This is a genomic window from Chromatium okenii, from assembly GCF_002958735.1.
Classification (GTDB): Bacteria; Pseudomonadota; Gammaproteobacteria; order Chromatiales; family Chromatiaceae; genus Chromatium; species Chromatium okenii_A.
On the sequence record NZ_PPGH01000010.1, the window covers coordinates 17,501 to 41,092 of the forward strand.

Annotated in this window: 26 protein-coding genes, 2 tRNA genes and 2 pseudogenes (1 of these 30 running past the window's edge); 20 read left to right on the forward strand and 10 right to left on the reverse strand. The window is 53.0% G+C overall.

The window, feature by feature from the left end:
- The 3 genes from trmD to surE all read left to right on the forward strand — a co-directional run.
- On the forward strand, window positions 1–138 hold the final stretch of the coding sequence (gene trmD / locus CXB77_RS00975) for a tRNA (guanosine(37)-N1)-methyltransferase TrmD (protein ID WP_105072452.1). The gene continues 594 nt to the left of window position 1, outside the view; only the last 138 of its 732 coding nucleotides appear in the window; its start codon lies beyond the left edge, outside the window; the stop codon is at window positions 136–138.
- Window positions 139–171: 33 nt separating this feature from the next.
- Entirely contained in the window at window positions 172–516 is a 345-nt protein-coding gene (rplS, locus tag CXB77_RS00980; protein ID WP_105072453.1) for a 50S ribosomal protein L19, read from the forward strand.
- Between the two features lie 170 nt (window positions 517–686).
- Window positions 687–1,451, forward strand: coding sequence for a 5'/3'-nucleotidase SurE (surE, locus tag CXB77_RS00985; protein ID WP_105072513.1), 765 nt, complete (start codon window positions 687–689; stop codon window positions 1,449–1,451).
- Between the two features lie 63 nt (window positions 1,452–1,514).
- Here surE and CXB77_RS00990 read toward each other — a convergent pair whose 3' ends face one another.
- Entirely contained in the window at window positions 1,515–3,350 is a 1,836-nt protein-coding gene (locus tag CXB77_RS00990; protein ID WP_105072454.1) for an asparagine synthetase B family protein, read from the reverse strand.
- A gap of 112 nt (window positions 3,351–3,462) precedes the next feature.
- On the opposite strand from CXB77_RS00990, the gene CXB77_RS00995 reads away from it, so the two are divergent.
- The 3 genes from CXB77_RS00995 to CXB77_RS01005 all read left to right on the forward strand — a co-directional run bounded on the left by CXB77_RS00995 (window position 3,463) and on the right by CXB77_RS01005 (window position 7,256).
- Window positions 3,463–5,055 carry an NADH-quinone oxidoreductase subunit C gene (locus CXB77_RS00995; RefSeq protein ID WP_105072514.1) on the forward strand — a complete coding sequence of 531 codons (1,593 nt, stop codon included), beginning with the start codon at window positions 3,463–3,465 and terminating at the stop codon, window positions 5,053–5,055.
- A gap of 107 nt (window positions 5,056–5,162) precedes the next feature.
- The gene (locus CXB77_RS01000; RefSeq protein WP_105072455.1) at window positions 5,163–6,575 is read left to right on the forward strand and encodes a BCD family MFS transporter; all 1,413 of its coding nucleotides are present in this window, start codon (window positions 5,163–5,165) and stop codon (window positions 6,573–6,575) included.
- 105 nt (window positions 6,576–6,680) lie between these two features.
- On the forward strand, window positions 6,681–7,256 hold the full coding sequence (locus CXB77_RS01005) for a Tll0287-like domain-containing protein (RefSeq protein ID WP_105072456.1): 576 nt from the start codon (window positions 6,681–6,683) through the stop codon (window positions 7,254–7,256).
- Window positions 7,257–7,314: 58 nt separating this feature from the next.
- On the opposite strand, the gene CXB77_RS01010 is transcribed toward CXB77_RS01005, so the two are convergent.
- The 5 genes from CXB77_RS01010 to ychF all read right to left on the reverse strand — a co-directional run bounded on the left by CXB77_RS01010 (window position 7,315) and on the right by ychF (window position 9,886).
- Window positions 7,315–7,794 (reverse strand): hypothetical protein, encoded by a 480-nt coding sequence (locus CXB77_RS01010; protein ID WP_105072457.1) that lies wholly within the window; start codon window positions 7,792–7,794, stop codon window positions 7,315–7,317.
- A complete protein-coding gene (locus tag CXB77_RS01015; protein WP_105072458.1) occupies window positions 7,781–8,278 on the reverse strand; it encodes a J domain-containing protein in 498 nt (165 codons plus the stop codon). Before CXB77_RS01015 ends, CXB77_RS01010 begins: the two co-directional genes overlap by 14 nt.
- A 59-nt stretch (window positions 8,279–8,337) precedes the next feature.
- On the reverse strand, window positions 8,338–8,502 hold the full coding sequence (locus tag CXB77_RS01020) for a rubredoxin (protein ID WP_105072459.1): 165 nt from the start codon (window positions 8,500–8,502) through the stop codon (window positions 8,338–8,340).
- Window positions 8,503–8,660: 158 nt separating this feature from the next.
- Window positions 8,661–8,737 (reverse strand) — tRNA-Met (locus tag CXB77_RS01025).
- Window positions 8,738–8,794: 57 nt separating this feature from the next.
- A complete protein-coding gene (gene ychF, locus CXB77_RS01030) occupies window positions 8,795–9,886 on the reverse strand; it encodes a redox-regulated ATPase YchF (RefSeq protein ID WP_105072460.1) in 1,092 nt (363 codons plus the stop codon).
- A 171-nt stretch (window positions 9,887–10,057) separates the two neighbouring features.
- On the opposite strand from ychF, the gene dapA reads away from it, so the two are divergent.
- From dapA to CXB77_RS01060, 6 genes are read left to right on the forward strand one after another with little or no spacing between them, the layout of a single operon-like run.
- Window positions 10,058–10,933 carry a 4-hydroxy-tetrahydrodipicolinate synthase gene (dapA, locus tag CXB77_RS01035; RefSeq protein WP_105072515.1) on the forward strand — a complete coding sequence of 292 codons (876 nt, stop codon included), beginning with the start codon at window positions 10,058–10,060 and terminating at the stop codon, window positions 10,931–10,933.
- The gene (gene bamC, locus CXB77_RS01040; RefSeq protein ID WP_242445308.1) at window positions 10,933–12,159 is read left to right on the forward strand and encodes an outer membrane protein assembly factor BamC; all 1,227 of its coding nucleotides are present in this window, start codon (window positions 10,933–10,935) and stop codon (window positions 12,157–12,159) included. Before dapA ends, bamC begins: the two co-directional genes overlap by 1 nt.
- A 25-nt stretch (window positions 12,160–12,184) precedes the next feature.
- Window positions 12,185–12,430: a BolA family protein gene (locus tag CXB77_RS01045; protein ID WP_105072517.1), complete on the forward strand. Its 246-nt coding sequence runs from the start codon at window positions 12,185–12,187 to the stop codon at window positions 12,428–12,430.
- Between the two features lie 12 nt (window positions 12,431–12,442).
- Complete coding sequence (lspA, locus tag CXB77_RS01050) at window positions 12,443–12,931, forward strand: signal peptidase II (RefSeq protein WP_105072461.1); 489 nt, start codon at window positions 12,443–12,445, stop codon at window positions 12,929–12,931.
- A 43-nt stretch (window positions 12,932–12,974) separates the two neighbouring features.
- Window positions 12,975–13,955, forward strand: a complete 981-nt coding sequence (locus CXB77_RS01055) for a FecCD family ABC transporter permease (RefSeq protein ID WP_105072462.1) — start codon at window positions 12,975–12,977, stop codon at window positions 13,953–13,955.
- Window positions 13,952–14,536: an ABC transporter ATP-binding protein gene (locus CXB77_RS01060; RefSeq protein WP_242445309.1), complete on the forward strand. Its 585-nt coding sequence runs from the start codon at window positions 13,952–13,954 to the stop codon at window positions 14,534–14,536. The genes CXB77_RS01055 and CXB77_RS01060 overlap by 4 nt, the downstream gene beginning before the upstream one ends.
- A 101-nt stretch (window positions 14,537–14,637) precedes the next feature.
- Here CXB77_RS01060 and CXB77_RS01065 read toward each other — a convergent pair whose 3' ends face one another.
- Window positions 14,638–15,081, reverse strand: coding sequence for a cobalamin biosynthesis protein (locus CXB77_RS01065; RefSeq protein WP_242445321.1), 444 nt, complete (start codon window positions 15,079–15,081; stop codon window positions 14,638–14,640).
- A 73-nt stretch (window positions 15,082–15,154) separates the two neighbouring features.
- Here CXB77_RS01065 and CXB77_RS01070 point away from each other — a divergent pair.
- The 3 genes and pseudogenes from CXB77_RS01070 to CXB77_RS01080 all read left to right on the forward strand — a co-directional run bounded on the left by CXB77_RS01070 (window position 15,155) and on the right by CXB77_RS01080 (window position 18,227).
- Window positions 15,155–16,467: pseudogene (locus CXB77_RS01070) on the forward strand (cobyrinate a,c-diamide synthase).
- A gap of 107 nt (window positions 16,468–16,574) precedes the next feature.
- Window positions 16,575–17,812, forward strand: a pseudogene (locus CXB77_RS01075) (glucose-1-phosphate adenylyltransferase family protein).
- Window positions 17,805–18,227, forward strand: a complete 423-nt coding sequence (locus CXB77_RS01080) for a hypothetical protein (RefSeq protein WP_172452475.1) — start codon at window positions 17,805–17,807, stop codon at window positions 18,225–18,227. The pseudogene CXB77_RS01075 and the gene CXB77_RS01080 overlap by 8 nt, the downstream one beginning before the upstream one ends.
- 80 nt (window positions 18,228–18,307) lie before the next feature.
- On the opposite strand, the gene CXB77_RS01085 is transcribed toward CXB77_RS01080, so the two are convergent.
- Window positions 18,308–18,634 (reverse strand): cyclic nucleotide-binding domain-containing protein, encoded by a 327-nt coding sequence (locus CXB77_RS01085; RefSeq protein ID WP_242445310.1) that lies wholly within the window; start codon window positions 18,632–18,634, stop codon window positions 18,308–18,310.
- Between the two features lie 32 nt (window positions 18,635–18,666).
- Entirely contained in the window at window positions 18,667–18,792 is a 126-nt protein-coding gene (locus CXB77_RS22740) for a hypothetical protein (protein ID WP_277949319.1), read from the reverse strand.
- A gap of 442 nt (window positions 18,793–19,234) precedes the next feature.
- Between CXB77_RS22740 and rpsF the strand changes: the two genes are divergently transcribed.
- From rpsF to dnaB, 4 genes are all read left to right on the forward strand, one after another.
- Entirely contained in the window at window positions 19,235–19,621 is a 387-nt protein-coding gene (rpsF, locus tag CXB77_RS01090) for a 30S ribosomal protein S6 (RefSeq protein ID WP_105072464.1), read from the forward strand.
- Window positions 19,622–19,673: 52 nt separating this feature from the next.
- Window positions 19,674–19,898, forward strand: coding sequence for a 30S ribosomal protein S18 (gene rpsR / locus CXB77_RS01095; protein WP_105072465.1), 225 nt, complete (start codon window positions 19,674–19,676; stop codon window positions 19,896–19,898).
- A gap of 40 nt (window positions 19,899–19,938) precedes the next feature.
- A complete protein-coding gene (gene rplI, locus CXB77_RS01100; RefSeq protein WP_105072466.1) occupies window positions 19,939–20,388 on the forward strand; it encodes a 50S ribosomal protein L9 in 450 nt (149 codons plus the stop codon).
- A gap of 190 nt (window positions 20,389–20,578) precedes the next feature.
- Complete coding sequence (gene dnaB, locus CXB77_RS01105) at window positions 20,579–21,976, forward strand: replicative DNA helicase (protein ID WP_105072467.1); 1,398 nt, start codon at window positions 20,579–20,581, stop codon at window positions 21,974–21,976.
- Window positions 21,977–22,041: 65 nt separating this feature from the next.
- On the opposite strand, the gene CXB77_RS01110 is transcribed toward dnaB, so the two are convergent.
- Window positions 22,042–22,129: transfer RNA gene (locus CXB77_RS01110), tRNA-Ser, on the reverse strand.
- A 102-nt stretch (window positions 22,130–22,231) separates the two neighbouring features.
- On the opposite strand from CXB77_RS01110, the gene pmbA reads away from it, so the two are divergent.
- The gene (gene pmbA, locus CXB77_RS01115) at window positions 22,232–23,581 is read left to right on the forward strand and encodes a metalloprotease PmbA (RefSeq protein ID WP_105072468.1); all 1,350 of its coding nucleotides are present in this window, start codon (window positions 22,232–22,234) and stop codon (window positions 23,579–23,581) included.
- The last annotated feature ends 11 nt before the right edge of the window (window positions 23,582–23,592 follow it).

The following is a 23,592-nucleotide window of genomic DNA, read 5'->3' on the forward strand; positions in this document are numbered from 1 at the left end:
GATCATGTCGCAATTGCCCGCTGGCGACTGCGCCAAGCATTGCGACGAACTTGGTTGCGCCGTCCCGAGTTACTCACCCGCCGTGGATTGAGCGCCAGCGAGCAAGCGTTACTCGATGAAGAACTGCAAAATCAGTAGCGGCGTTAAACATAAAAATCTGAGGAAATATCAATGAGCAACATTATTCAAGCAATCAATCAAGAACAAATGACGCGTCAGGTTCCGAACTTCGCGCCCGGCGATACCGTCGTCGTGCAAGTGAAGGTCAAAGAAGCCAATCGTGAGCGGCTTCAGGCCTTTGAAGGCATTGTCATCGCCATTCGCAATCGTGGACTCCATTCCGCATTTACCGTGCGCAAAATTTCTCACGGCGAAGGCGTCGAGCGCGTGTTTCAAACCTATAGCCCAGCGATTGGCGACATTGAAGTCAAGCGCAAGGGCGATGTGCGCCGCGCCAAGCTCTATTATTTGCGCGGACTCACCGGCAAGGCAGCCCGTATCCGCGAAAAGATTTAACGCAATTCGCCATTGTTGGCGCGATGACGCGACCCGCATGTTTCATGGGTCGCATCATTTTGATTTTCCGCTTATTCCTGCAATTCTTTTCGATCAATCCGCTGCCTCGCGCCAGCGCACAATGCGCAGCTTTTCCGGTCTAAACTTCTGTTTTTTTGATGGAAATCCCGATGAAAATTCTGGTCAGCAACGATGATGGTTATCAATCGCCGGGGCTGATTGCTTTGGCAGATGCACTTCGCACCATCGGTCAAGTGATGGTCGTCGCACCAGATCGAGATCGCAGCGGGGCGAGCAATTCATTGACGTTAGATGTGCCGCTGCGAGCGAGCCGAATGCCTAACGGCTTTTTGCGCGTGAATGGCACACCGACCGATTGCGTCCACCTCGCGCTCACTGGTTTAGCAGAAATTGACCCGGACATCGTGGTTGCCGGCATCAATCACGGACCAAATCTCGGTGATGACGTGCTGTATTCGGGAACAGTCGCTGCCGCGACTGAGGGGCGATTTCTCGGTTTGCCCGCAATGGCAATTTCCATCGCGTCCCACTCACCGCAGCATTTGGAAACCGCAGCGCGAGTCGCAGTGCAATTGGTCAAACGCCTGCGCGATCAACCACTGGAAGCCAGCATCATTCTCAATGTGAATGTGCCCGACTGTCCGTATGCGCAGTTGCAGGGATTTGTTGCCACGCGGCTGGGCAATCGCCACAAAGCCGAACCGCTGGTTCAGGCTGAAGACCCACGCGGTCAATGTATCTACTGGATTGGTGCTGCGGGACCGGAACAAGATGCTGGCGTGGGCACTGATTTTGATGCAGTGCGCAACGGTTTTGTCTCTATTACGCCACTGCAAGTTGATCTGACCCGTTATGCCGCGCTCACCACGCTGGGCAGTTGGCTGGTGAATTGCTGCGAAAAACCTGAAAATTGAATGATGTAGCGTTCAGCACCGCCATTTCAGCCAGCGGTGCAAGTTTGCGTTATTGTTTGAAATTCAGCGTGATTGACCGTGCGCTTCCAACCACTCCTCCAGCGTCACCAGCAGCCACAACATCCGCCCGAAATAGGTCGCGTGTTCGGTTTGATGTGCATGACGAATCCGCTCGATGTGTTCCGGCTGCAGCCAGCCGCGCCGACTGAAATCTGCCAACCGATCCGCCACTCGCTCGCGCAGCGGGGCGTGCTCGCGCAGCCATAATCCAAACGGCAGCCCAAAACCGTGTTTTTCCTTTTTGATAATGGCATCAGGCAGATAGCCGGTCAGCGCCCTTTTGAAAAACCAGCGCAGATATTGCCCCTTCACTTTCCAATCCGGCGGCACTTCGCCAGAAAAATCCATCAACGCATCGGACAGCAGCGGATAACGCACTTCCATTCCGGCTGCTTCTACCATTCCCGTGACTTTACGTAAATCGTTGTCTGCCAACGTGAATTTAATATCCAGATGCAGCATTTTATTGATGAAATGCGTCGTGGCAGCGCGTTCATACGGCTCTTTTAATAACAGCGCCGGAATCCCGGGATTGATCGTGGTGAGGAAATCAGGCTTGAACATTTCCGCCAGCGGCTGGCGATAAATGGCGTTGTACGATTCCATCCGTTCCGGCAGCGGAATCCGCGCTTGGCGCACATAACTTTGCAATTTGCGCGTCGGCAGAAACCGCGCCATGCCGGACAAACCGGCGATGGGTTCAATCAGCCCTTCGCGCAGCAGCGCCGGAAGCGCATGATAATGTTCAAATATCCGTTGTTTCGCGTAGCGTTCATTGCCGCCAAAAATCTCGTCACCGCCATCGCCGCCGAGCATGACGCTGTAGCCATCCGCTTTTGCCAATTTCGCGCAGAAATACGCGGAAACGGCGGATTCGTTGGCAAATGGTTCATCATACTGCTTGGCAATCAATGGGATAGCCGCGAGCACGTCATCCGGCGTCAAATAATACTCCTGCGCATCCAAACCAAAATGCCGCGCTGCCAATCGCGCATATTCCATTTCATCGAAACCGTCGGCAGCGAAGCCAATCGAATACGTCCGCGCTGGTTTCCCTTGAATTTCAGTGAGTAATCCCGCAACGGTGGAGCTGTCAGTCCCGCCAGAGAGAAACGCTGCCGTTTCATCATTACCTTTTGCTTGCGCTACGCCGTCGCGCAGCAGTTGTTTAAACCGCGCAGATTGTTGTTTGAAATCATCACGCGGCGCGTCGCGGTATTGCAGTTGCCAATAAAATCCACGTTCGAGCTTGCCGGCAGTGGCGCACACCCATTCGCCGGGCAGTAATTTGCTGACACCCTGAAAAATCGTGCCCGGCGCTGGCACGACGAAAAAGTAGAGATAATTAAAAATGCCTTGCGGATCAATGGCGGCTGCAACTGCCGGATGCGCGGCGACAACATCAGCGCGATTGGAAAATGCCAAACCCTGCTCGGCAGTCGGTGCAAAAGCGAGCGTTTGAATGCCGACGCGATCAATCGCCAAAAACGTGGTCTGGGTGCGGGTGTCGATCACCGCCAGCGCAAAGTTGCCGTGAATGTGTTGCGGCAATTCGCGTCCGTGATTGCGCCACAATCGCAACACCGATTGCGCTGAATTTTCATGGGCTTGCCGGCTGCCGGAGGCAAATTCCGGTCGTCCGACGATGAGCGCCAGCACGCCGTTTTGTTGCGCGAGACTGGCGTTGATGCCGGTGGCGACCACTGCGCCGTTGGCATGTTTCACGATCTGCGCCAGCGCCGGATTTGCGCCGCGCACCGCCAGCAGCCGGTCGAGCGTGTCCTGAACTGCCGATTCAGCTTGCGCTGCCGGAGTAAACCACCCGCAAAAGTCCTGCATGAGATAAGCCCTTGAGGTTATTATTGATTTGTACAAACAGCGGTCAAGCGTACTGCGCACCGACTGCTGCGACCCAAACATTGCCAATGATCCCAATTTGGAGGTTAAGCGATTGAAACGCTTTGATTGGCTTTCGGAATATCTCGCCCGTTTGGAAGATGAACACGTCATCGCGCATCACGGCGATGCGCAGATTATCGCCCCAGCACATCGGTTGATGCTCGATCCTGAAGATTGGGCGAGCGCCGCCAAACAAGCGGCGCGTCTCAACCTGCGTCATGCCGGGCTGTGGGTTGATCCGCACGATACCGATGCTGAACCGATGCTCTGCGTTCGCGCAGGTTTCGAGCACGGCGGCGATTATCTGGTGTTGGAAACCGTCGTCTCCTGCGAACGCCCGCACCTTCCTTCGCACACGCCGCATTTTCCCGGCGTGAATCGACTTGAACGCCATGCCCAAGATTTAACCGGCATTGTGTTTACCGATCATCCCGACAATCGCCGTTGGACGCGCCATCAAGCATGGTCGGCGGAACATTTCCCGCTGCGCCACAATTTCCCCGCAACGCCGCGCCAGCGCACACCGGCAGATGCGGATTATCCGTTTGTACGGGTGCAGGGCGCTGGCGTTTATGAAATTCCCGTTGGACCCGTTCATGCCGGCATTATTGAACCGGGGCATTTTCGGTTTCACGCGATGGGCGAAGACGTGCTGCGGTTGGAAGAGCGACTCGGCTATGTCCATAAAGGCATTGAAAAATTGGCAGTTGGACGCGATCCCAGCGCACTCATTCGACTGGCTGGGCGCGTGTCTGGTGATTCCACCGTCGCCCACGCTTGGGCTGCCTGCCAAGCGATAGAGCGAGCGACCGGTTGCAGCGTACCGCCGCGAGCACTGCATCTGCGGGCGCTATTCGCCGAACGCGAGCGCATCGCCAACCATCTCGGCGACATTGGCGCGATTTGTAACGATGTCGGTTTCAGTTTCGCGCAGGTGCAATGTTCGCGGCTGCGCGAGCAGTGGCAGCGGCGCAGTCAGTCATTATTTGGACATCGGCTACTGATGGACAGACTGATTCCCGGCGGTGTTGCAGTCGATCTCAGCGCCGAAGGTTTGCGGGAATTGCGCTTGGATCATGCCGCGCTGCGCAAAGCGATTGAACCGCTGTTTGACATTATTGACGATCATCCATCGCTCGATGATCGCCTGCTCACGACGGGCATTTTGTCGCTGCAACATGCCCGCGAACTCGGTTGCACCGGCTATGTCGGCAAAGCCAGCGGACTGTCATTTGATGTACGCCGCGATCACGCCTATCCGCCGTATGACCAACTGCGGGTTGAAGTGCCGGTGCAGCGGGAAGGCGATGTGGCGGCGCGAGTGCGGGTGCGCGTTGCCGAAGTGCGCAGCAGTTTATGGATGCTTGATCGCCTGCTCGACGCTCTGCCGAATGGCGACATCGTCGCGCCACTGCCGCCGGCAGCAGCGGGCGCGATTGGTTTGGGCATGATCGACGGCTGGCGCGGCGAAATTCTGTGTTTCATCCGTTTCGACGCTGCCGGACGCATTGCCCGCTACTTCCCGCGTGACCCGAGTTGGTTCACTTGGCCGGCGCTGGAACGACTCATTCTCGGCAACATCGTTCCCGATTTTCCGGTCTGCAATAAATCCGTTAACGGCTCCTACGCCGGACAGGATTTATAAATAAAACAATTGGTTGTTAATTCTAGCGCGTCCGATTGTGTAAAATAGCAGCGGTCGGTTAGACTGAAATCACGTTAATCTCAATTGGTATTTCATCGCAGGACATTATGAACAAACAGAAGATTATGAACTTTTTAATTGCACTTCCTTTTGCGGATGCTGCAACGACAGAATTACCTTTATCGCGGTTATTGCGCTTATCACTTTTTCAGATTTCTGTCGGCATGGCAATGGTGCTGTTATACGGCACTTTAAACCGCGTCATGGTCGTTGAATTACACGTTTCTGCATGGCTCGTTTCATTGATGGTGGCATTGCCGCTGGTATTCGCTCCATTACGCGCATTAATTGGTCATCGTTCCGATTATCATCATTCAGCATTTGGCTGGCGGCGTGTGCCTTATATTGCCTACGGCAGCATGTTGCAATACGCCGGTTTTGCCATCATGCCGTATTCCATTCTGATTTTATCGGATGAAACGAATAAGTTGATGGTGGTCGGTCAATTCTTTGCCGCAGCGTCGTTTTTACTCGTCGGCGCAGGATTGCATACGGTGCAAACCGCAGGATTAGCATTGGCCACTGATATTGCGCCAGTTGAAAAGCGTCCACGAGTTGTGGCGTTATTGTATGCGATGCTGTTATTAGGCATGGTTGCCAGCGCATTATTATTCGGTCATCTCCTGCAAAATTTCACGCATCAACGTTTAGTTGAAGTCGTTCATGGCGCAGCATTGGCGACAATTATAATGAACGTTATTGCGCTGTGGAAACAGGAAGCCATTGATCTAAAACGCGCTGTGGCAGATATTCCGCGCCCACCATTCCGCGAAACTTGGCAAGCCTTCATTCGTGGTGGTCGCGCTACGCAATTGCTGATTGTAGTCGGTTTAGGTACAGCGGGATTTAGTATGCAGGAAATCTTATTAGAGCCTTATGGCGCACAGGTGCTGGGTTTAACCGTATCGGAAACCACAGCATTAACCGCAATTCTTGCTGGCGGTACGTTTGCAGCTTTTGCATTGTCCGGTTATCTATTAACACGCGGCGGCAATTCGTATCAACTTGCAGCGGCTGGCGCATTCATTGGCATTATTGCGTTTGCCTTGGTCATTACTTCCGGCAACATTGAATCACCGCTGTTATTTAGAATTGGTACGGGCTTTATTGGATTCGGCGCGGGATTACTTGGTGTCGGCACGCTCACTGCCGCAATGGGATTGGCACAAAGCGGACACACCGGATTGGCGCTGGGCGCGTGGGGCGCAGTGCAAGCAACCAGTCAAGGTTTAGCGATTGCGATTGGTGGCGCATTACGCGACATCATTTCAGGCTTGGCGGTGGCGGGCGATTTAGGATCAACCTTAATTTCTCCGTCACTCGGCTATCGCTTGGTCTATAGCATTGAAATTGGTCTATTAGTTGTGGCGTTGATCGTGATTGTGCCGCTGGTGTTGCGGTCACGCCGTGAGGATGAGAAAACGGCTCCATCACAATTCGGTCTGGATCAGATGCTGTGAGTGGAATCTGAAAAATGCGATTTATCAAAGGATTGGCGGTGCAAATCCGTCACAATTATTCGCACAATCTGACTTGATCACAACCCAACGAGAAATCTAAACGATATGAAGAACTTGATCCGTTTGACCGCTGTTTCTGCCGTACTGAGTGCTGGGCTGGCGTGGGCCGACGAAGTGCCAACCAATCCCAATGTGAATGAGGCGAAGGAGGTCATCAAGACGTTCTCGATGCAGCTCAAAGGCGAGCTAAAACATGCACTTGAAGAAGGTGGTCCGCTCAAAGCCATCGCAGTGTGCAAGGAACGCGCTCCTGCCATTGCAACCGAAGTGGGCGCGAAAATGGGTTGGCAGATTGGACGCACCACGCTGAAACCGCGTAATGCCGAACTCAATACGCCGGATGCGTGGGAACAGAAGGTGTTGGAGGATTTCGCCAAGCGCAAGGCGGCTGGGGAAGATGTGCAGACGATTGCATTCGGGGAAGTGGTTGAAACTGAAGCAGGAAAAACGTTTCGGTTTATGAAGGCGATTCCGACGGTGGAGCTGTGTTTGGCGTGCCACGGAACGCAGGTTGCGCCTGAAGTCGCCAAAGCGATTGATGAAAGTTATCCGCAAGATCAAGCGCGTGGCTACAGTGAAGGCGATTTACGCGGCGCGTTTAGCGTTTCCAAACCGCTGTAATTGCTGATTAAAAATCGCCTGCGCCCGCCTAATTTGCAGGTTTGGCGCAGGCGGTTTTTTAATAACGCATTCTTAAAATGTGAAACGTCGCTGCCTGTTGTTCAAATAAAAATACAATCAATCCAACCCGCGTGATTTGCTGCAACTGTTCGTTTTGATAATTGACTTCGTAATTCGCCATCGCCAAACAATGGATGTTATCGGCAACAGATTTAATGCGCACCTGCGTAAAATGAATACTCCGCACCGAAGTTTTCTGAAACAATTCTGCATACGCTTGGCGAATACGCGACCAATCAGTTAATTCATTTTCCTGTGCTTCCGAGCTATACAGCGCCATTAACGCATTTAATTCGCCAGCGCGATAAGCGCGTTGAAAGTTGATCAATGGCAACAGAACGCTATTGCAATCCATGGTGCTGGCGCAGCAGTAATCATCGGCGGTGGTGCAATCAGTTTGGGCGGTGTATTCAGCAGCAGCGCAACGCTGCCGATAGCGACGCCAATCAGCACTAATCCCAGCGTCAAATGTCGCCAATATGGGCGCATCTGTTGCCACAATTGCTGCAACTGCGCTTGGCGCAGCGCGACAATTTTTGATAACGCGTCGGATGCGCCCAGCCGTGAGAGCCGCGTCGATGCGCATCAAACGCGAGGTTAATCCGTTCGGTGCGCTGCGTTGCCCACAGCGGTTTGGTGGCGTGGCGATCTGGGTGATACACCTGCATCAGGCGGCGATACCGCTGTTTGACGATTTCTGGCGCAGTGTTCGGCGCGAGACCGAGCGTCGTTGGTGCTGGCGGTGAACCGGAAAAAAGCTGTTGATCGAGAAGGGTATAGATGCGCCGCGAAGCAGTGTCACGACTGAGATCAACGCGAGAAAATGCTTCAGTTAAATCAGCGGACTGGGGATTTTCGGGATGACTGAGCCACAGCAGAATTGCGTCGAGATGCGCTGGCGGAAGGCGCTTTAACTGTTCGCGGCGCAGTGCTTGTGCGAATTGTTGAGTCCACAATGACATCAGAATTCAACATGATGCGCTGAAGTGGCGCAAGATGTGCGCCACCGAGAACTCAATCGTCACACGTTAACCAATTCAAATTCGTCTTTGCCAACTCCGCATTCTGGGCATTTCCAACTGGCGGGGACATCTTCCCAGCGTGTTCCTGGTGCGATGCCTTCTTCTGGCCAGCCTTTTTCCTCGTCATAAATCAAACCGCATACGACACATTGGTAGGCTTTCATGCACAACTCCTCAGCAGTTGACGATCAATGGCAGCAAGTATAGCGATTCCAGTTTAGGTTTCGCTGTAGGTATTAGTATTGCTGTTGTCAAAGATGGCGGCGCATTATTACAGACAAACAAAAGCCGCTTGAAAGCGGCTGATGGTTTTATTGAAAACTGGTGGCTACAGGTGGACTTGAACCACCGACCCCCGCATTATGAGTGCGATGCTCTAACCAACTGAGCTACGTAGCCAAGCAAGGTCGCGTATTCTATGCAGCTTTGATCTCAACGTCAACGCGCCAGCGCCAGCTACACGTTAAATCGAAAATGCACAATGTCACCGTCTTTGACGACATATTCCTTACCTTCCGAGCGCAATTTACCCGCCTCTTTCGCGCCTTGTTCGCCCTTGCAGGTCACGAAGTCGTCATAACCGATGACCTCGGCGCGAATAAAACCTCGTTCAAAATCAGTGTGAATTACTGCGGCAGCTTTGGGCGCTTTGGCATTTTTCGGAATCGTCCAAGCGCGAACTTCTTTCGGCCCAGACGTGAAATAGGTATCCAATCCCAGCAGACGATAACCCGCACGCACCACGCGATTTAATCCCGGTTCGTTCAGACCTAAATCCGCTAAAAATTCAGTGCGTTCGGCTTCTTCCAATTCAACAATTTCCGCCTCAATTGCCGCGCACACCGCGACCACTTCTGCGCCTTCCTCGGCAGCGAACGCAGCGACTTTATCCAGCAGCGGATTGTTCACAAAACCATCTTCAGCGACGTTGGCGATATACATCGTGGGCTTGGCGGTCAACAAAAACAGATCGCGCAATTCCAGCATTTCGTCTTCATTCCAACCCAGCGAGCGCACCGGCTTTCCGGCGTCTAACTGCGCTTGCGCCTGTTCTAACAGGGCTTTACGGGTGAGAATTTTTTTATCGCCCGTTTTCGCGGTGCGCTGGGCGCGATCCAACGCCCGCTCCACCGATTCCAAATCTGCCAGCGCCAGCTCGGTGTTAATCACTTCAATGTCATCGAGCGGATCAATCCGTCCGGCGACGTGCACCACGTCATCATCCACAAAGCAGCGCACAACATGCGCAATCGCATCGGTTTCGCGGATATTGGCCAGAAATTTGTTACCCAGCCCTTCGCCTTTGGACGCGCCAGCGACTAATCCAGCAATGTCCACAAACTGCATCGTGGTCGGAATAATTTTCTGCGGTTTGGTAATCGCCGCAATCACGTCGAGACGCGGATCAGGCAGCAACACCACGCCCACGTTCGGATCAATGGTGCAGAACGGATAATTCTCAGCCGCAATCGTGGCTTTAGTCAGCGCATTAAAAAGAGTTGACTTGCCCACATTCGGCAAACCGACGATGCCGCATTTGAATCCCATGATTTGAGCGTCCGCTTCAGAAAAGTTGCCGATCCTACAGGATTTGGGCGTGAATTTGCTAGAACTGCACTGCTTGCAGCAAACGATGATCGTTCTGCGCATTGGTTGTATCAGCATGGTTTGACAGGCTACCATGCCCACTTTCATCCAATTGTTACTTGGAGTTGGCGCATGTTTCGCGGCAGCATCGTTGCACTGATAACGCCCATGCACTCGGATGGCGAAATTGATGAAGTCAGTTTGCGACGTCTCGTTGATTTCCACGTCGCGGCAGGCACTACGGCTGTCGTCGCCGTTGGCACGACTGGCGAATCTGCCACGCTCGACGAGGATGAGCACTGCGCGGTTATTCGTCATACCGTCGAATATGCCGCCGGACGCATTCCGGTCATCGCTGGCACTGGCGCGAATTCCACCCGCGAAGCCATCGCTCTGACCCGCTGCGCGAAAGCTGCTGGCGCAGTCGCCGCGCTGTTGGTCACGCCGTATTACAACAAACCCACGCAAGAAGGGCTGTATTTGCATCATCGCGCTGTCGCCGAAGCAGTGGATATTCCGCAGATTCTTTATAACGTGCCGGGGCGCACCGCTTGCGACATGCAGCCGGAAACCGTCGCTCGGTTGTCCGTCATCGACAACATCATTGGTATCAAAGAAGCGACCGGCGATCTGACGCGAGTGGCGCGACTGCGGCAACTGTGCGGAGAGCAATTTCTGCTTTACAGCGGCGACGACGCGACCGGTTGCGAATTCATGCTGCTCGGCGGCGACGGCGTGATTTCAGTGACATCCAATGTTGCGCCGCAGCAGATGCAGGCGATGTGCGTTGCGGCACTGACTGGTGATCGGGAACGCGCCCAGACGCTCAATCATCCGCTAAATGTGCTGCATCAGGCGCTGTTCGTGCAATCCAATCCAATTCCGGTGAAATGGGCAGCGATGGCAATGGGATTGTGCGGCGTGGGAATTCGGTTGCCGTTGACGTGGCTGTCCGACGAATGCCAACCGCGAGTGCGTGAAGCACTGCAAGCAGCGCACCTAATTTAATGCTGCAAATCAACATGATGGCGCAATTTTTGACTTTGAACTCCAACCACAAACGCCTCGGCATGACGAGCGTACTGCTGGCAATGGCGGTTTTGACCGGTTGCAGCGCACTGGGTGTTGATGAGGCGCTGCCGGATCAGCGCCTGATTTACAAACAGCAGCGCGAAGCGGGCGTCAACCTCGAAATTCCACCCGATCTGGCGGGCAGCACTTTTAACGATGCACTCGATATTCCCGCCACCGGCAGCGCCACTTTTTCGCAGTATTCCGACACTCGCGCCCAGCAGCAGCCGCAAGTTGCCGCCAACAACGCCGTATTGCCGACCGTCGAAAATGTGGCATTGAAACGCACGACAACTGACCGCTGGCTGGAAATCCAAGTCTCGCCGCAGCAGGTGTGGCCGAAACTGGTCGCGTTTTGGCGCGAGCAGGGAATTTTATTGGTAGAACAAAATCCGGCGGTGGGGTTGATGCGCACCGATTGGCTCGATAATCGGGCGGAAATTCGCAAGGATTTCGTCACGCGAATGATGAGCAAAGTCATCGCTGGCGCGTATTCCACTGGCAACCGCGATCAATACAGCCTGCAAATCGAAGAAAGCACGCGCTCCGGCGCGACCGATATTCATCTGCACCATCGCGGAATGACCGAAAAGCTGCGCAACACCGCCATCGGCGATGTCGGGCAAACCATTTGGGAACCCAGCGGCAGCGATGCAGCGAAAGAAGCGGAAATGTTGCGGCGGCTGATGGTGTTTCTCGGCGGATCAAAATCGGCGGCGCAGGCGGTGACAGCGAACGCGGGCGCGGCTGAAACTGCGTCAGGCACTGCGCCAGCGCCAACGTCACGCGCCAAATTGGTGACCGAAAACGGCGAACAGCGCCTGCTGCTGGCGGAAGAATTGCGCAGCGCGTGGCGGTTAACCGGCTCGGCGTTGGATCGCGCTGGGTTTGCGGTGGAAGACCGCGATCAAAGTCACGGGCTGTTTTATGTGCGCTACGCGGGCAAGGATGAGGCGGAAAAATCTGCGCCCACCAAACCCAGTTGGGGATCGCGGCTGGCGTTCTGGCGCAAAGATGAGCTTGATCCCATTCAGAAATATCAGATTCAGGTCACGGGCACGGCGACCGAATCGCGGGTCAGTGTTCTGGATGCCAACGGCAAGCCCGACCAATCCGCCAGCGGGCGGCGCATTCTGGTGCTGATGCAAGAGCAAATGCGTTAATCGCTTGAATTATCAGGAGCATTCTGTGGAAATTGAAACCATTGCCCAACGCATCCGCGCTGGCATTCCCGATGCCGAGGTTCAAATCAGCGGCGACGACGGCAGCCATTTTTCGGCGCTGGTCATCAGCGATGAATTTGAAGGGTTGAGCCTGCTTCAGCGCCAGCGCCGCGTCATGGACACCGTCAAAGCCGAATTGGCCAGCGGCGAATTACACGCGCTGTCGCTCAAAACCCAGACGCGAGCGCAGGCAGCGGCGCTCGGCGCATAAACGGAGCGCATCGTGAAATCTTGGCTGTGGCTTTCGTTCGTGGTGCTGGCGCTCGATCAAGCGAGCAAGTGGTTGATTCTTACCACACTTGCGCCGTTTGAACCGCTGGCGCTGCTGCCGAATGTCAATTTCACGCTGATGTTTAACAGCGGCGCAGCGTTCAGTTTTCTCGCTGACGCGGGCGGTTGGCAACGCTGGTTGTTTGCGGCACTGGCGCTGGTGGTCAGTGGCATCCTAACGATTTGGTTGCTGCGACTGAAACCCAGCGAACGCTGGCTCGCCGCTGGGCTGGCGCTATTGATCGGCGGCGCGATTGGCAATTTAATCGACCGTGTGTTATTCGGTCATGTCGTTGATTTTATTCAGGTCTATTTGCCAGTGATTCCGCTGGCGCTGTTCAATCCCTGGCCCGCATTTAACCTCGCCGACAGCGCCATCACGCTCGGCGTTACCATTTTGTTGATCGTTACCCTCACCACCAACGACATGCCAAGTCGTTAACTTCAAACGGCATTTCCGTTCGTCCATTCGCTGTTTTTTCCACATGAATCTCAACCGCACGTTGCTGGCGCTGCTGCTGGCATTCAGCCTGCTATCGCTGGGTTTTGGCGCTGCGCCGCTCACGCTGCGCGAAGTGATCGCCGGATTATTTGGCGTCGGCAACGAACCACAGCAATTGATTATTCAGCAGATTCGATTGCCGCGAGTGGTGCTGGCGTGGTTGGTCGGCGCGGCACTGGGCGCGGCGGGCGCGGCGCTGCAAGGTTTACTGCGCAATCCGTTGGCCGAACCGGGTTTGCTGGGGATTTCGGCGAGCGCCGGATTTGGCGCAGTGCTGGCGCTGTATTTCGGCGCGACCACGCTGAGTTTATGGCTGCTACCGACGGTGGCGATGGGCTTTGCGCTGCTGGCAACGGCGCTGCTGTATGCGTTGACGCGAGTCGGTTCAACCAATTTAACGTTGATTTTGGCGGGAGTGGCGCTGTCCGCACTCGCCGGAGCCTTGACTTCGCTGGCGCTCAATCTCGCACCCAATCCCGCTGATTTACAAGACATTGTGCTGTGGCTGCTCGGCTCCATCAGCGACCGCAGCTTTGACGATGTGCGGCTGTGCGCTCCCTTCGTCATCATCGGATTGGCGCTGTTATTCAGCACCGCGCCCGCGCTCGATGTGCTGGCGCTGGGCGAAGACGAGGCGCGAACACTCGGCGTTGACGTGGTGCAAATACGCGGCTTGATCATCATCGGCGCGGCACTCGCAGTTGGCGCAACGGTCGCCGTGAGCGGAACGATTGGGTTTGTCGGTTTGGTGGTTCCGCATGTTTTACGGCGCTTTGTCGCCTATCGTCCGGGGCAATTATTGCTTCCGAGTGCGCTGGGCGGCGCAGTCTTGGTGCTCGCAGCAGATGTCACCGTGCGGCTGATTGATACGCCAAAAGAATTGATGCTCGGCGTGGTCACGGCATTGCTTGGTGCACCATTTTTTCTCGCGCTGGTGCTGCGCTCGCGGCGAGATTTGCTGTGAATTTGCTCAATGTCTCCGCTTGTAGCGTACAAATTGGCGAGCACACGCTGGTGCAGCCGCTGTCGTTGCGTCTCGCTGCCGGCGAATTGCTGGGTTTAATCGGCCCGAATGGCGCGGGAAAAAGCACGTTAATCAAAGCGATTGCGCAATTGCTGCCGTATCGCGGCACGATGCAGTTGCAAAATGCCGCGATGGAAACGTTAACCGCACAACAACGCGCTCGGCAGTTGGCGTATCTCAGCCAGAACGATCCGGTGCATTGGCCGATTGCGGTGCAGGATTTAGTCAGTCTTGGTCGGCATCCGTTTCGCGGCAGTTGGTGGCGCGGCGCGGGGCAATTGAGCGCGGCGGATGATGCAGCGGTTGAAACTGCGCTGCGCGTCACCGACGTTTGGGCGTTGCGCCAGCGCCGGTTTACCGAATTGTCCGGCGGTGAACGGGCGCGAGTGCGGCTGGCGCGAGTGCTGGCGGTGAATGCGCCGCTGCTGTTGGCGGATGAACCCTTTGCGGCACTTGATCCTCGGCATCAATTGCAAGTGATGGCGCTGCTGCGGAACAGTGTCAACGCGGCGCGGGCGTGATTTTAGTGCTGCATGATTTGACGCTGGCGAGTCGATTTTGTAATCGGCTGCTGCTGCTCAATCAAGGCGAATTGGTTGCCAGCGGAGCGCCCAGCGCGGTGTTAAATGCAGAAAATCTGCGGCGCGTTTATGGGATTGAAGCGGTGACGGGTGAACACGCGCAGCAGCGTTATCTCGTGCCGTGGACGTGCGCGACAGACTAAATTACTGTTGAAAGTCAACGACATGCTGCCACCGCCAGCGTGACGTTTTACCGTCGCTGCCGAAATAACGCATTTTTCGACCAGCAGCGTCGCATTGCCGCTGGCGAGCAGCGCGGCAGCTTCGGCGACGCTCGGCGTGACCATTTCCGCAGCAACTCGTGCCGACGGATTCGGCACAACAACGGCGCTCAATTGCGCAGCGGAGTAAAACTGAATCGGCCAGCCGCGAGCAGCAGCCAGCGCCAGCAACGCCGGTTCATCGGCTTTGCGTTCGTGGCTGGCGAGGCAGCGCACCGTGACTGCGCCGAGGCGAGCGAGCACTGCATCAATTGCCGTTTCCACCGTTGCTGGGCGACGCCGCGTTGACTGCCGATGCCGATGACGATGTTTTGATTCATGTCGATTATTTCCAATCATCCATTATCACGTTGATTCACATGCAAATTTACCACCATCGCGCAGTTGTCCGGCGCTGTTTGTCACCGCGACTGCTTCTGGGCAGGCAAAACGACGTTGGTTGCGGCGCTGGCGCGGTATCACCGCCGATTGGGGCGGCAAGTGCGCGTGTTCAAAACCGGCCGGATTTTCTCGATCCGATGATTTTGCAGTGCGCCAGCGGTGCGGAAGTCAAGCCGCTTGGATTTGTGGATGGTCGGCGAAACGACTGCCAGCGGGCGTGTATGACGCGGCGAAGCCGAGCTGATTCTGATTGAGGGCGCGATGGGTTTGTTTGACGGCAATCCGTCGGCGCGATTTGCCGAGCGGTTTGCGATTCCGGTCGCGGCGCTGCTTGATGCGCGGGCATGGGACAAACGTTCGGGGCGTTGGCGCTGGGGCTGGCGCAGTATCGCCCGACGCTGATTTGCTGGAGTGCTTGCCAATCGTGTCGCCAGCGCCCGTCACGCCGAGATGATTCAAGCCGGAATGCCGGCGACGGTGCGTTATCTCGGCGGTTTGCCGCGAATGCCGGAAGCAGCGCAGCTGCCGAGTCGGCATCTGGGTTTGGTGCAAGCGGAAGAAATTGCTGATTTGGAACAACGTCTTGATGCAGCAGCCAACGGAGTTGAGGCAACGGCGCTGGCGCAATTGCCGAAACCGATTGAATTTTTATCGCCGCCGGTCGCATTGCCGTTGCCGCAACTGCTCGCCGGACTGCGCATTGCCGTGGCGCGTGATGCAGCATTTTCGTTTTTGTACGCAGATAATTTGCGCACACTCAAAGCGTTGGGCGCGGAATTGCAGTTTTTTTCACCGCTCGCCGATCACGAGATTGATGCCGATGCAGTCTATTTGCCGGGCGGTTATCCCGAACTGCATTTGCCCGCGCTGGCAGCAAATACCGGCATGACGCAGGCGCTGCGGGCGCATGTCGCTGCCGGTCGTCCGCTGTATGCCGAATGCGGTGGAATGTTGTATTTGCTGGAGTATTTAACCGATCAAACCGGAAATGGCGCGGCGTTGACCGGCATTTTAGCGGGCGCGGACGGTTGCACACGCGGCTGGCGGGGTGGGAATGCAGGCGCTCGACACGCGCACGGCTGTTTGCGCGGCCACAGTTTTCACCATTCGACGCTGGAAACGCCGGTAACGCCGTGCGGTTTTAGTCGCCGGCAGCGTGACGGGCAGCCCGGCGAACCGTTTTATCGACTGGGCGCGGTGCGAGCGAGCTATTTGCATCTGTATTTTCCATCTGCGCCAATAGCAGCAGCCGCGTTGTTTCAAGCGTAAACTGCGAAATTAACCGTTAAATGAGAATAACGATTTATCAACTAAACAAGCGCAGCAGTTATCGCTAGACTGTGCGCCGCCTTTTTTCCCTTTATGGAATCATTACGATGTCTGCTGATACGTTAATTCTTGTTCTTGCGATTGATCGTGGAATAGGCCCGAATCCTTTAACACTACATCGCACAAAAGCAGCAGTGCCATTTGGCGGTAAATATCGTGTCATTGATTTTACGCTGCAAATTGTTTGCATTCTGGATTGCGGCAAGTTTTAGTATTAACGCAATATAAAAGTCATTCGCTGCATAAACATTTACGCGATGGCTGGTCACTATTTAATCCAGAACTGAGCGAATTTATTACGCCGGTTCCACCACAAATGCGCGAAAGCCAAGAATGGTATGCGGGACCTTTTGATGCCATTCGTCAAAACCGTTATCTTATTGAACGCAACCGTGCTAGCCACGTTTTAGTGCTTGATGGAAATGCGGTTTACCGTATGGATTATGCTGAATTGGTACGCGCACATCGTGAATCCAATGCGGAAATTACAGTAGCGGTTCGAGAAACCTCTGGATTGGATACGGGAACGCAAGCACGGGTTATTGTAAGCCAAGATGAACGTGTTGCTGAATTTCAGCAGCCGATCACCGTTGAAGAATTACAAAACATTGATAATGAAAATTATTTTGCGACGATGGGCGTTTATTTGTTCGATAAACAATTTTTATTAAATCAGTTAACAAGAATTGAGCGCGGAACATTACCAGATAACAATTTAGCACTCGATTTAATTGCGCCACTTACTTCAGAACATCGTGTTTATGCTTATCGTTTTGGGCAAATGCGCGGGCGGGTCACGCCAGATCGTTATTGGACCGATTTATCATCAATTGATGCTTATTATCAATCCAATATGGCACTGTTGCGTGCCGAGCCGCCATTAAATCTTTATCAACCCAATTGGACAATTAACACCTATCAAGGACAATATCCGCCAGCGCGTACCGTGCCCGGCGCAGCCAGCGGTAATGAAGGTGTTTTTATTAATTCGATGTTAGCTGCGGGTACGGTGATCAGTGGTGGTGGCGTGAATCACTCCATTCTATTTCCACGAGTAAAGGTGCAAGATGGCGCAATTGTCGAAGCATCAATTCTGTTTGATGGAGTGATTGTTGGTGCGGGTGCGTATTTGCGAAATTGTATTGTTGAAAAAGAAATTGAAATTTCGCCCAATGAGCAAATTGGTTGTGATTCTAAACGTGATCGTGAACGCTTTACGGTCTCCGATTCTGGAATCGTAGTGGTCACGAAAAAAGACCTGATGGCGGGAACTGGTGATGAATAACAACGCAATGGAATTCTTAGATGTTCCAGTGTTATTTGGACGCTTTTTAATACTGAATGGAATTTTAATGGAAAGAGATATTGTAGAGGCAGTACGAGTACAAAAAGATTTGAATGCAAGTCCGTTATTTCGTGTAGTTGAAAAAGGGTTGTTATCGTTGGAGGATGTGAAACGTGCTCGTGCTTATCAATGGGAAAAAATGACGACTTTTTGTCAGGCGATTGATGCGTTAAAAATCCTGCCATTTGATGATTGTAATGCGCTTCTAAAATCAGCAAATCAACAGCATATTCCCTTAGGCGAAATTCTTGTTAAGCAAGGTAAAATTACGCTGCAGGAATTAGCCAATGCACTTGAACAACATCGTAAACATCAAAGTCGTCAACGTACTGAGATCGTTGGTTGTAATCATTAAAGTTCTGGGCAAACGACGACATCTAATAGGAAAAAAATGAAGTATAGAAGTCCCGCTTGCCCGGTATTGTTGCTTTGTAATCAATACAAAGCGTGAGAGCTGCTAACATATTTAGTGAGTTCAACGTGTTGCGCGTTCATTCGTCGCAAAATATCTTGACTGACGCGCACAATAGTTTGCATGACGCGATACACCAGCCATGGATGCTCAATTAACAATGATTCAAATGCCTCACGCTCAACGGTGCAGATTTGTGTTCGTCCGAGCGAGCGCAGTGTTGCAGTGTGTGGTTTGCCGCTAATAAAACCCATTTCTCCCGCTAAATCACCAGTGTGCAATACATGAATGGTGGTGTATTCACCTTTTCCCATGTCACGGGTGACGGCAAGTGCACCTTCGGTAATCACATGCAGGCTATTCGTGACATCGCCTTCATGGATCAGGATTTCTCCGTCGGCGAGACGACGGCAACAAGCAATACCAGCAAGCGCCTCAACTGTTGGTCAGTGAGACCGCTACTGAGGCTGGAACTGCGCAGTGAACCAAAATCATGCTCAACGCTCATTATTATCCTCCGATATTCTAATGTACTGTGACGTTGCCAGTTTGGGCTCGGGTTGCTTTCCAATCAAGCCAGCGTTTAACCAAAATTATCTGGCTAGGCTGTTCAAAAAACGCTCATTTCAAGTATGACGTTCAATTCCCCGTTGTTTAAGGGCTCGTAACTGTTGACTAAAATCTGTGCTTTCTTAGAAAACATGGCTTTTTATCGTCACTTGACACGGGCTTAGGCGTATCGATATGCTGTTTTGTGTGCTTTTTGCACCGTCCAGACACGCTACGGTTGGACGCTAATCTATACGCAAGAGTCATATAAGACCTTGAAATCCTTTCAAGGCAATGGCAGGGACGGCGTATACAGACCTTTGAGACTTTCATAGGTTTTAGTAGCAGAATCTCCTTGCCTCACTGTTTCATGGGAGGCTGTCAATCCGAAGGGAGCAGCAATGCGACATTACGAAGTAGTTTTTCTGGTGCATCCAAGCCAGAGCGAGCAAGTACCAGGAATGATCGAGCGTTATCAAGGCAACTTGGAAAAGCGCGGTGGTATTGTTCATCGTATGGAAGATTGGGGTCGGCGTCCGCTGGCTTATCCAATTAACAAAGTGCATAAAGCGCATTACATTTTAATGAATGTGGAATGCGATCAAGAAGCGATTAACGAGCTTGAAAGTGCATTTCGTTTTAATGATGCGGTACTGCGTAACATGATTATTTTACGCAATGCGGCAGTGACCGAAGCATCTCCGTTAACGAAAGGCGGTGATGAACGTGAACGTCCTGAAATCCCTAGCGACGATTTTCGTCGGGATGATTCCAATCGTGATGATTGATCGTTCATTTGCGATGATTTCCGCTTAAATTTTCAGTTACGGAGAGTTCAATATGTCACGTTTTTTTCGCCGCAAACGCTATTGCCGTTTCACCGCTGAAGGCATTGCTGAGATCGATTATAAAGACCTCAATCTGCTGAAGGCTTATATCAGTGAATCGGGTAAAATTGTCCCGAGTCGTATTACCGGAACCTCAGCAAAGTATCAGCGCCAGCTCGCACAAGCGGTTAAGCGTGCTCGCTTCTTGGCATTATTGCCCTATACCGACGGGCATTGATTGCGCCGCTGATTTTAGCTTTTAACTGAGGAATCTATTTGTGGAAGTCATCCTATTAAAAAATGTCGCTCATTTGGGCGTCCTTGGTGACAAAGTCAAGGTGCGTGCTGGCTATGGTCGGAATTACTTAGTTCCGACAGGTTTAGCGGTTTCAGCGACTGTTGCGAACTTGGAAGCCTTTGAAGCACGACGCGCTGAATTGGAACGCACAGCAGCGGAATTGCTAGCTGCGGCTAAAGCACGTCAAGCGCAATTTAATGGTGTACGTTTAACGTTAGCGCGTAAAGCTGGAGATGAAGGTCGCTTATTCGGTTCTGTTGGCACTGCCGACATCGCTGCTGCAGCCCAAGAAGCTGGATTTGCACTCAACAAATCGGAAGTGCGCCTGTTAAATGGCCCATTCCGTATTGCTGGTGAATACGATGTAACATTACATCTTTACGCAGACATTGATGCAGTCATTAAGCTCGACATCATTCCTGAAGCCTAATAGTTTATCCCGCGCCCCAGCATTGCTGGGGCAAATGCCCGCACGTTTTTGATGCTCCCAGTATCTGTATTTGATACTGCACTCGCAATTCAGAATTTCAATTTTCCGCACAATCTAAAGTCACCTATTCACGCTGCTGGCATCATTCTGATAACGCTGCTTTGGCGGCTATTGCAATCGGAATGACACGATGAAAAACCCGTGGGAAATCACTTCTAACGACATTCGCATCCCCCCGCATAGCCTTCACGCCGAACAAGCTCTACTCGGCGGATTGATGCTTGATAACAATGCTTGGGAAAAAGTCGCCGAAATCGTTACGGAAAAAGACCTGTATCGGCAGGAACATCGCTTAATTTTTGGTGCAATTAGCACTCTCGCCACCGATAACCATCCATTTGATTTAGTCACATTGACGGAAACACTTGAACGCAAAAAACAAATCGAAAATGTTGGCGGTCAAGCCTATTTAGTCACACTAATCCGCGACACGCCGAGCGCAGCGAACATTCAGATTTATGCTGGTATCGTGCGGCAAACGTCGGTATTGCGGCAAATGATTGCCGCCGGGGTGACAATTTCTGATAGCGGCTATCATCCTAATGGGCGTAAAGCAGCCGAACTTCTCGATGATGCGCAACGACAGATTTTTGCGATTGCCGAACAGGAATCTCGCGGTGGTGGTGGTTTTCAACCATTAAAAACGCTGCTAAATAAAGCCATTGCGCGAGTGGATGCGCTTTATCAATCTGAAGAACATCTTACTGGATTAGCCACGGGTTTTACTGATTTCGATGAAATGACTTCAGGATTGCAACCTGCTGATTTAATTATTATCGCTGGGCGACCTTCAATGGGAAAAACCGCATTAGCGATGAACATTGCAGAATACGTTGCATTGAATTCTGAACGTGCGGTTGCAATTTTTAGTATGGAAATGCCTGGCGATTCATTAGCAATGCGAATGCTGTCTTCAGTTGGTCGTATTGATCAAAAAAAGGTGCGAACTGGTAAATTAAACGATGATGATTGGCCGCGTTTAACTGCGGCTGCGAGTCAATTGAATGCTGTGCGTTTATTTATTGATGACACGCCAGCACTTTCACCAACAGAATTACGCACACGCGCTCGACGCTTAAAGCGAGAATGGGACGATTTAGGTTTAATTGTGATTGACTATCTGCAATTGATGCAGGAGCCAAGTAGCAGTGAAAACCGCGCTACTGAAGTAGCAGCTATTTCTCGTTCACTGAAGGCTTTGGCAAAAGAGTTGAATATCCCAGTGATTGCGTTGTCGCAATTAAATCGCAGTTTAGAACAACGGCAAAATAAACGTCCAGTCATGTCGGATTTACGCGAATCAGGCGGATTGGAACAGGATGCAGACCTCATTGTATTTATTTACCGCGATGAGGTTTATAACAAAGAGAGTAAAGATGCGGGAACTGCTGAAATCATTATTGCTAAACAGCGTAATGGTCCAATTGGCACCACGCGCTTAACCTTTATTGGACACTATACGAAGTTTGAAAATTTTATCAGCAATGTCATTGATGACAATGATCAACCAAATCATCAGGATTTTTGAAGCACTGCGGAATCGTGCGGAGGAAAGGTGTTTTGTGGGAAGTCGTGCGGATGGTTCGGAATCGTTGGCGGAGAGAGAGGGATTCGAACCCCCGGACCCTTACGAGTCAACGGTTTTCAAGACCGCCGCTTTAAACCACTCAGCCATCTCTCCTGAAATTGCCGAATGGTAAACTGTCTACGCATCCGACTCGGTAATCATAACCGATGATTCGCTATTCTCAATAGTTCAAAATCGCATTTCAAAGGACCGTTCATGCCAATCACCAGCACCGAAGATACCGCCGAGCGCCTCGCTCGCCTGCAAGACATCATTGAAGACCTGTTGAAAGAAGCCAAACGCCAAGGCGCTAGCGCCGCTGAAGCCTCAGTCGGCAGCAGCGCCGGGCTGGATGTTGCAGTGCGGCTGGGCGAAGTGGAAACCGTGGAACACACCCGCGATAACGGGCTGGCCATTGCCGTGTATTTCGGTCATCGCAAAGGCTCGGCCAGCACTTCTGATCTCAGTCCCGCAGCAGTGCGCGATGCAGTCAAAGCGGCGTGTGTCATCGCCAGCCAAACCCAAGAAGACCGCTGCGCCCATCTCGCTCCACCAGAATTGCTGGCGACTGCCTGTCCCGATCTTGATCTTTATCATCCGTGGGCGATGCGCGTGGAAGACGCAATTGCACTCGCGGTCAATTGCGAAGACGCTGCTCGCAGTTACGATCCGCGCATCGTCAATTCGGAAGGAGCCAGCCTGTCGTCGCATTCCAGTATTCACGTTGTCGGCAACAGCCACGGCTTCATCGGCGGTTATCCGACCACGCGCCACAGCCTCGATTGCGCCGTGATTGGACAAGACGGCGACCAGATGCAGCGCGATGCGTGGTGGACAAGCGCCCGCTGCGCCCAAGATTTGGAATCCGCCCAGCAAGTTGGCGAACGCGCCGCTGCCCGCACCGTCGCTCGGCTCGGCGCTCGTCGCATTCCCACGCAGCAAACGCCGGTGTTATTTCGTGCCGACATCGCATCTGGATTATTGGGCGGTCTGATTTCCGCGATCAGCGGCGGCAGTATTTATCGCCGCGCCAGCTTTCTGCTCGACCAAGTCGGCGAGCGCATCTTTCCCAAATTTGTCCGCATTCACGAGCTGCCGCACTTGCCGCGTGGTCTCGCCAGCGCCCCGTTCGACGGCGACGGCGTTGCCACTCGCGCCAAAGATTTCATCACCAACGGCGTGCTCCAAACCTATTTACTCAGCGTGTATTCCGGCTGCCGACTCGGTTTACCGACCACCGGCAACGCAGGCGGCGTCCGCAATGTGCACGTCGTCATGGGCGAACGCGACCGCGCCGCCATGTTGCGCGAACTTCACACCGGCTTAATGGTGACGGAATTGATGGGGCACGGTGTCAACCTCGTCACCGGCGATTATTCACAGGGCGCGGCTGGCTTCTGGGTCGAACGCGGCGAAATCCAATATCCGGTCGAAGAAATCACCATTGCCGGCAACCTGAAAACCATGTTTGCGGGTCTGGTTGACATTGGCAACGACTGCGATTTTGTCGGCAGAATTCGCACCGGTTCATGGTTAATTGACCAGATGACCATTGCCGGTGAGTGATACTCTGTCTT

Excerpts from the sequence above, each read along its gene's own strand:
- rplS (WP_105072453.1), top strand. The coding sequence starts at position 172 with ATGAGCAACATTATTCAAGCAATCAATCAAGAACAAATGACGCGTCAG.
- surE (WP_105072513.1), top strand. The coding sequence starts at position 687 with ATGAAAATTCTGGTCAGCAACGATGATGGTTATCAATCGCCGGGGCTG.
- CXB77_RS00990 (WP_105072454.1), bottom strand. The coding sequence starts at position 3,350 with ATGCAGGACTTTTGCGGGTGGTTTACTCCGGCAGCGCAAGCTGAATCG.
- CXB77_RS01000 (WP_105072455.1), top strand. The coding sequence starts at position 5,163 with ATGAACAAACAGAAGATTATGAACTTTTTAATTGCACTTCCTTTTGCG.
- CXB77_RS01005 (WP_105072456.1), top strand. The coding sequence starts at position 6,681 with ATGAAGAACTTGATCCGTTTGACCGCTGTTTCTGCCGTACTGAGTGCT.
- CXB77_RS01015 (WP_105072458.1), bottom strand. The coding sequence starts at position 8,278 with ATGTCATTGTGGACTCAACAATTCGCACAAGCACTGCGCCGCGAACAG.
- CXB77_RS01020 (WP_105072459.1), bottom strand. The coding sequence starts at position 8,502 with ATGAAAGCCTACCAATGTGTCGTATGCGGTTTGATTTATGACGAGGAA.
- ychF (WP_105072460.1), bottom strand. The coding sequence starts at position 9,886 with ATGGGATTCAAATGCGGCATCGTCGGTTTGCCGAATGTGGGCAAGTCA.
- dapA (WP_105072515.1), top strand. The coding sequence starts at position 10,058 with ATGTTTCGCGGCAGCATCGTTGCACTGATAACGCCCATGCACTCGGAT.
- bamC (WP_242445308.1), top strand. The coding sequence starts at position 10,933 with ATGCTGCAAATCAACATGATGGCGCAATTTTTGACTTTGAACTCCAAC.
- CXB77_RS01055 (WP_105072462.1), top strand. The coding sequence starts at position 12,975 with ATGAATCTCAACCGCACGTTGCTGGCGCTGCTGCTGGCATTCAGCCTG.
- CXB77_RS01080 (WP_172452475.1), top strand. The coding sequence starts at position 17,805 with ATGAATAACAACGCAATGGAATTCTTAGATGTTCCAGTGTTATTTGGA.
- CXB77_RS22740 (WP_277949319.1), bottom strand. The coding sequence starts at position 18,792 with ATGAGCGTTGAGCATGATTTTGGTTCACTGCGCAGTTCCAGCCTCAGT.
- rpsF (WP_105072464.1), top strand. The coding sequence starts at position 19,235 with ATGCGACATTACGAAGTAGTTTTTCTGGTGCATCCAAGCCAGAGCGAG.
- rpsR (WP_105072465.1), top strand. The coding sequence starts at position 19,674 with ATGTCACGTTTTTTTCGCCGCAAACGCTATTGCCGTTTCACCGCTGAA.
- dnaB (WP_105072467.1), top strand. The coding sequence starts at position 20,579 with ATGAAAAACCCGTGGGAAATCACTTCTAACGACATTCGCATCCCCCCG.
- pmbA (WP_105072468.1), top strand. The coding sequence starts at position 22,232 with ATGCCAATCACCAGCACCGAAGATACCGCCGAGCGCCTCGCTCGCCTG.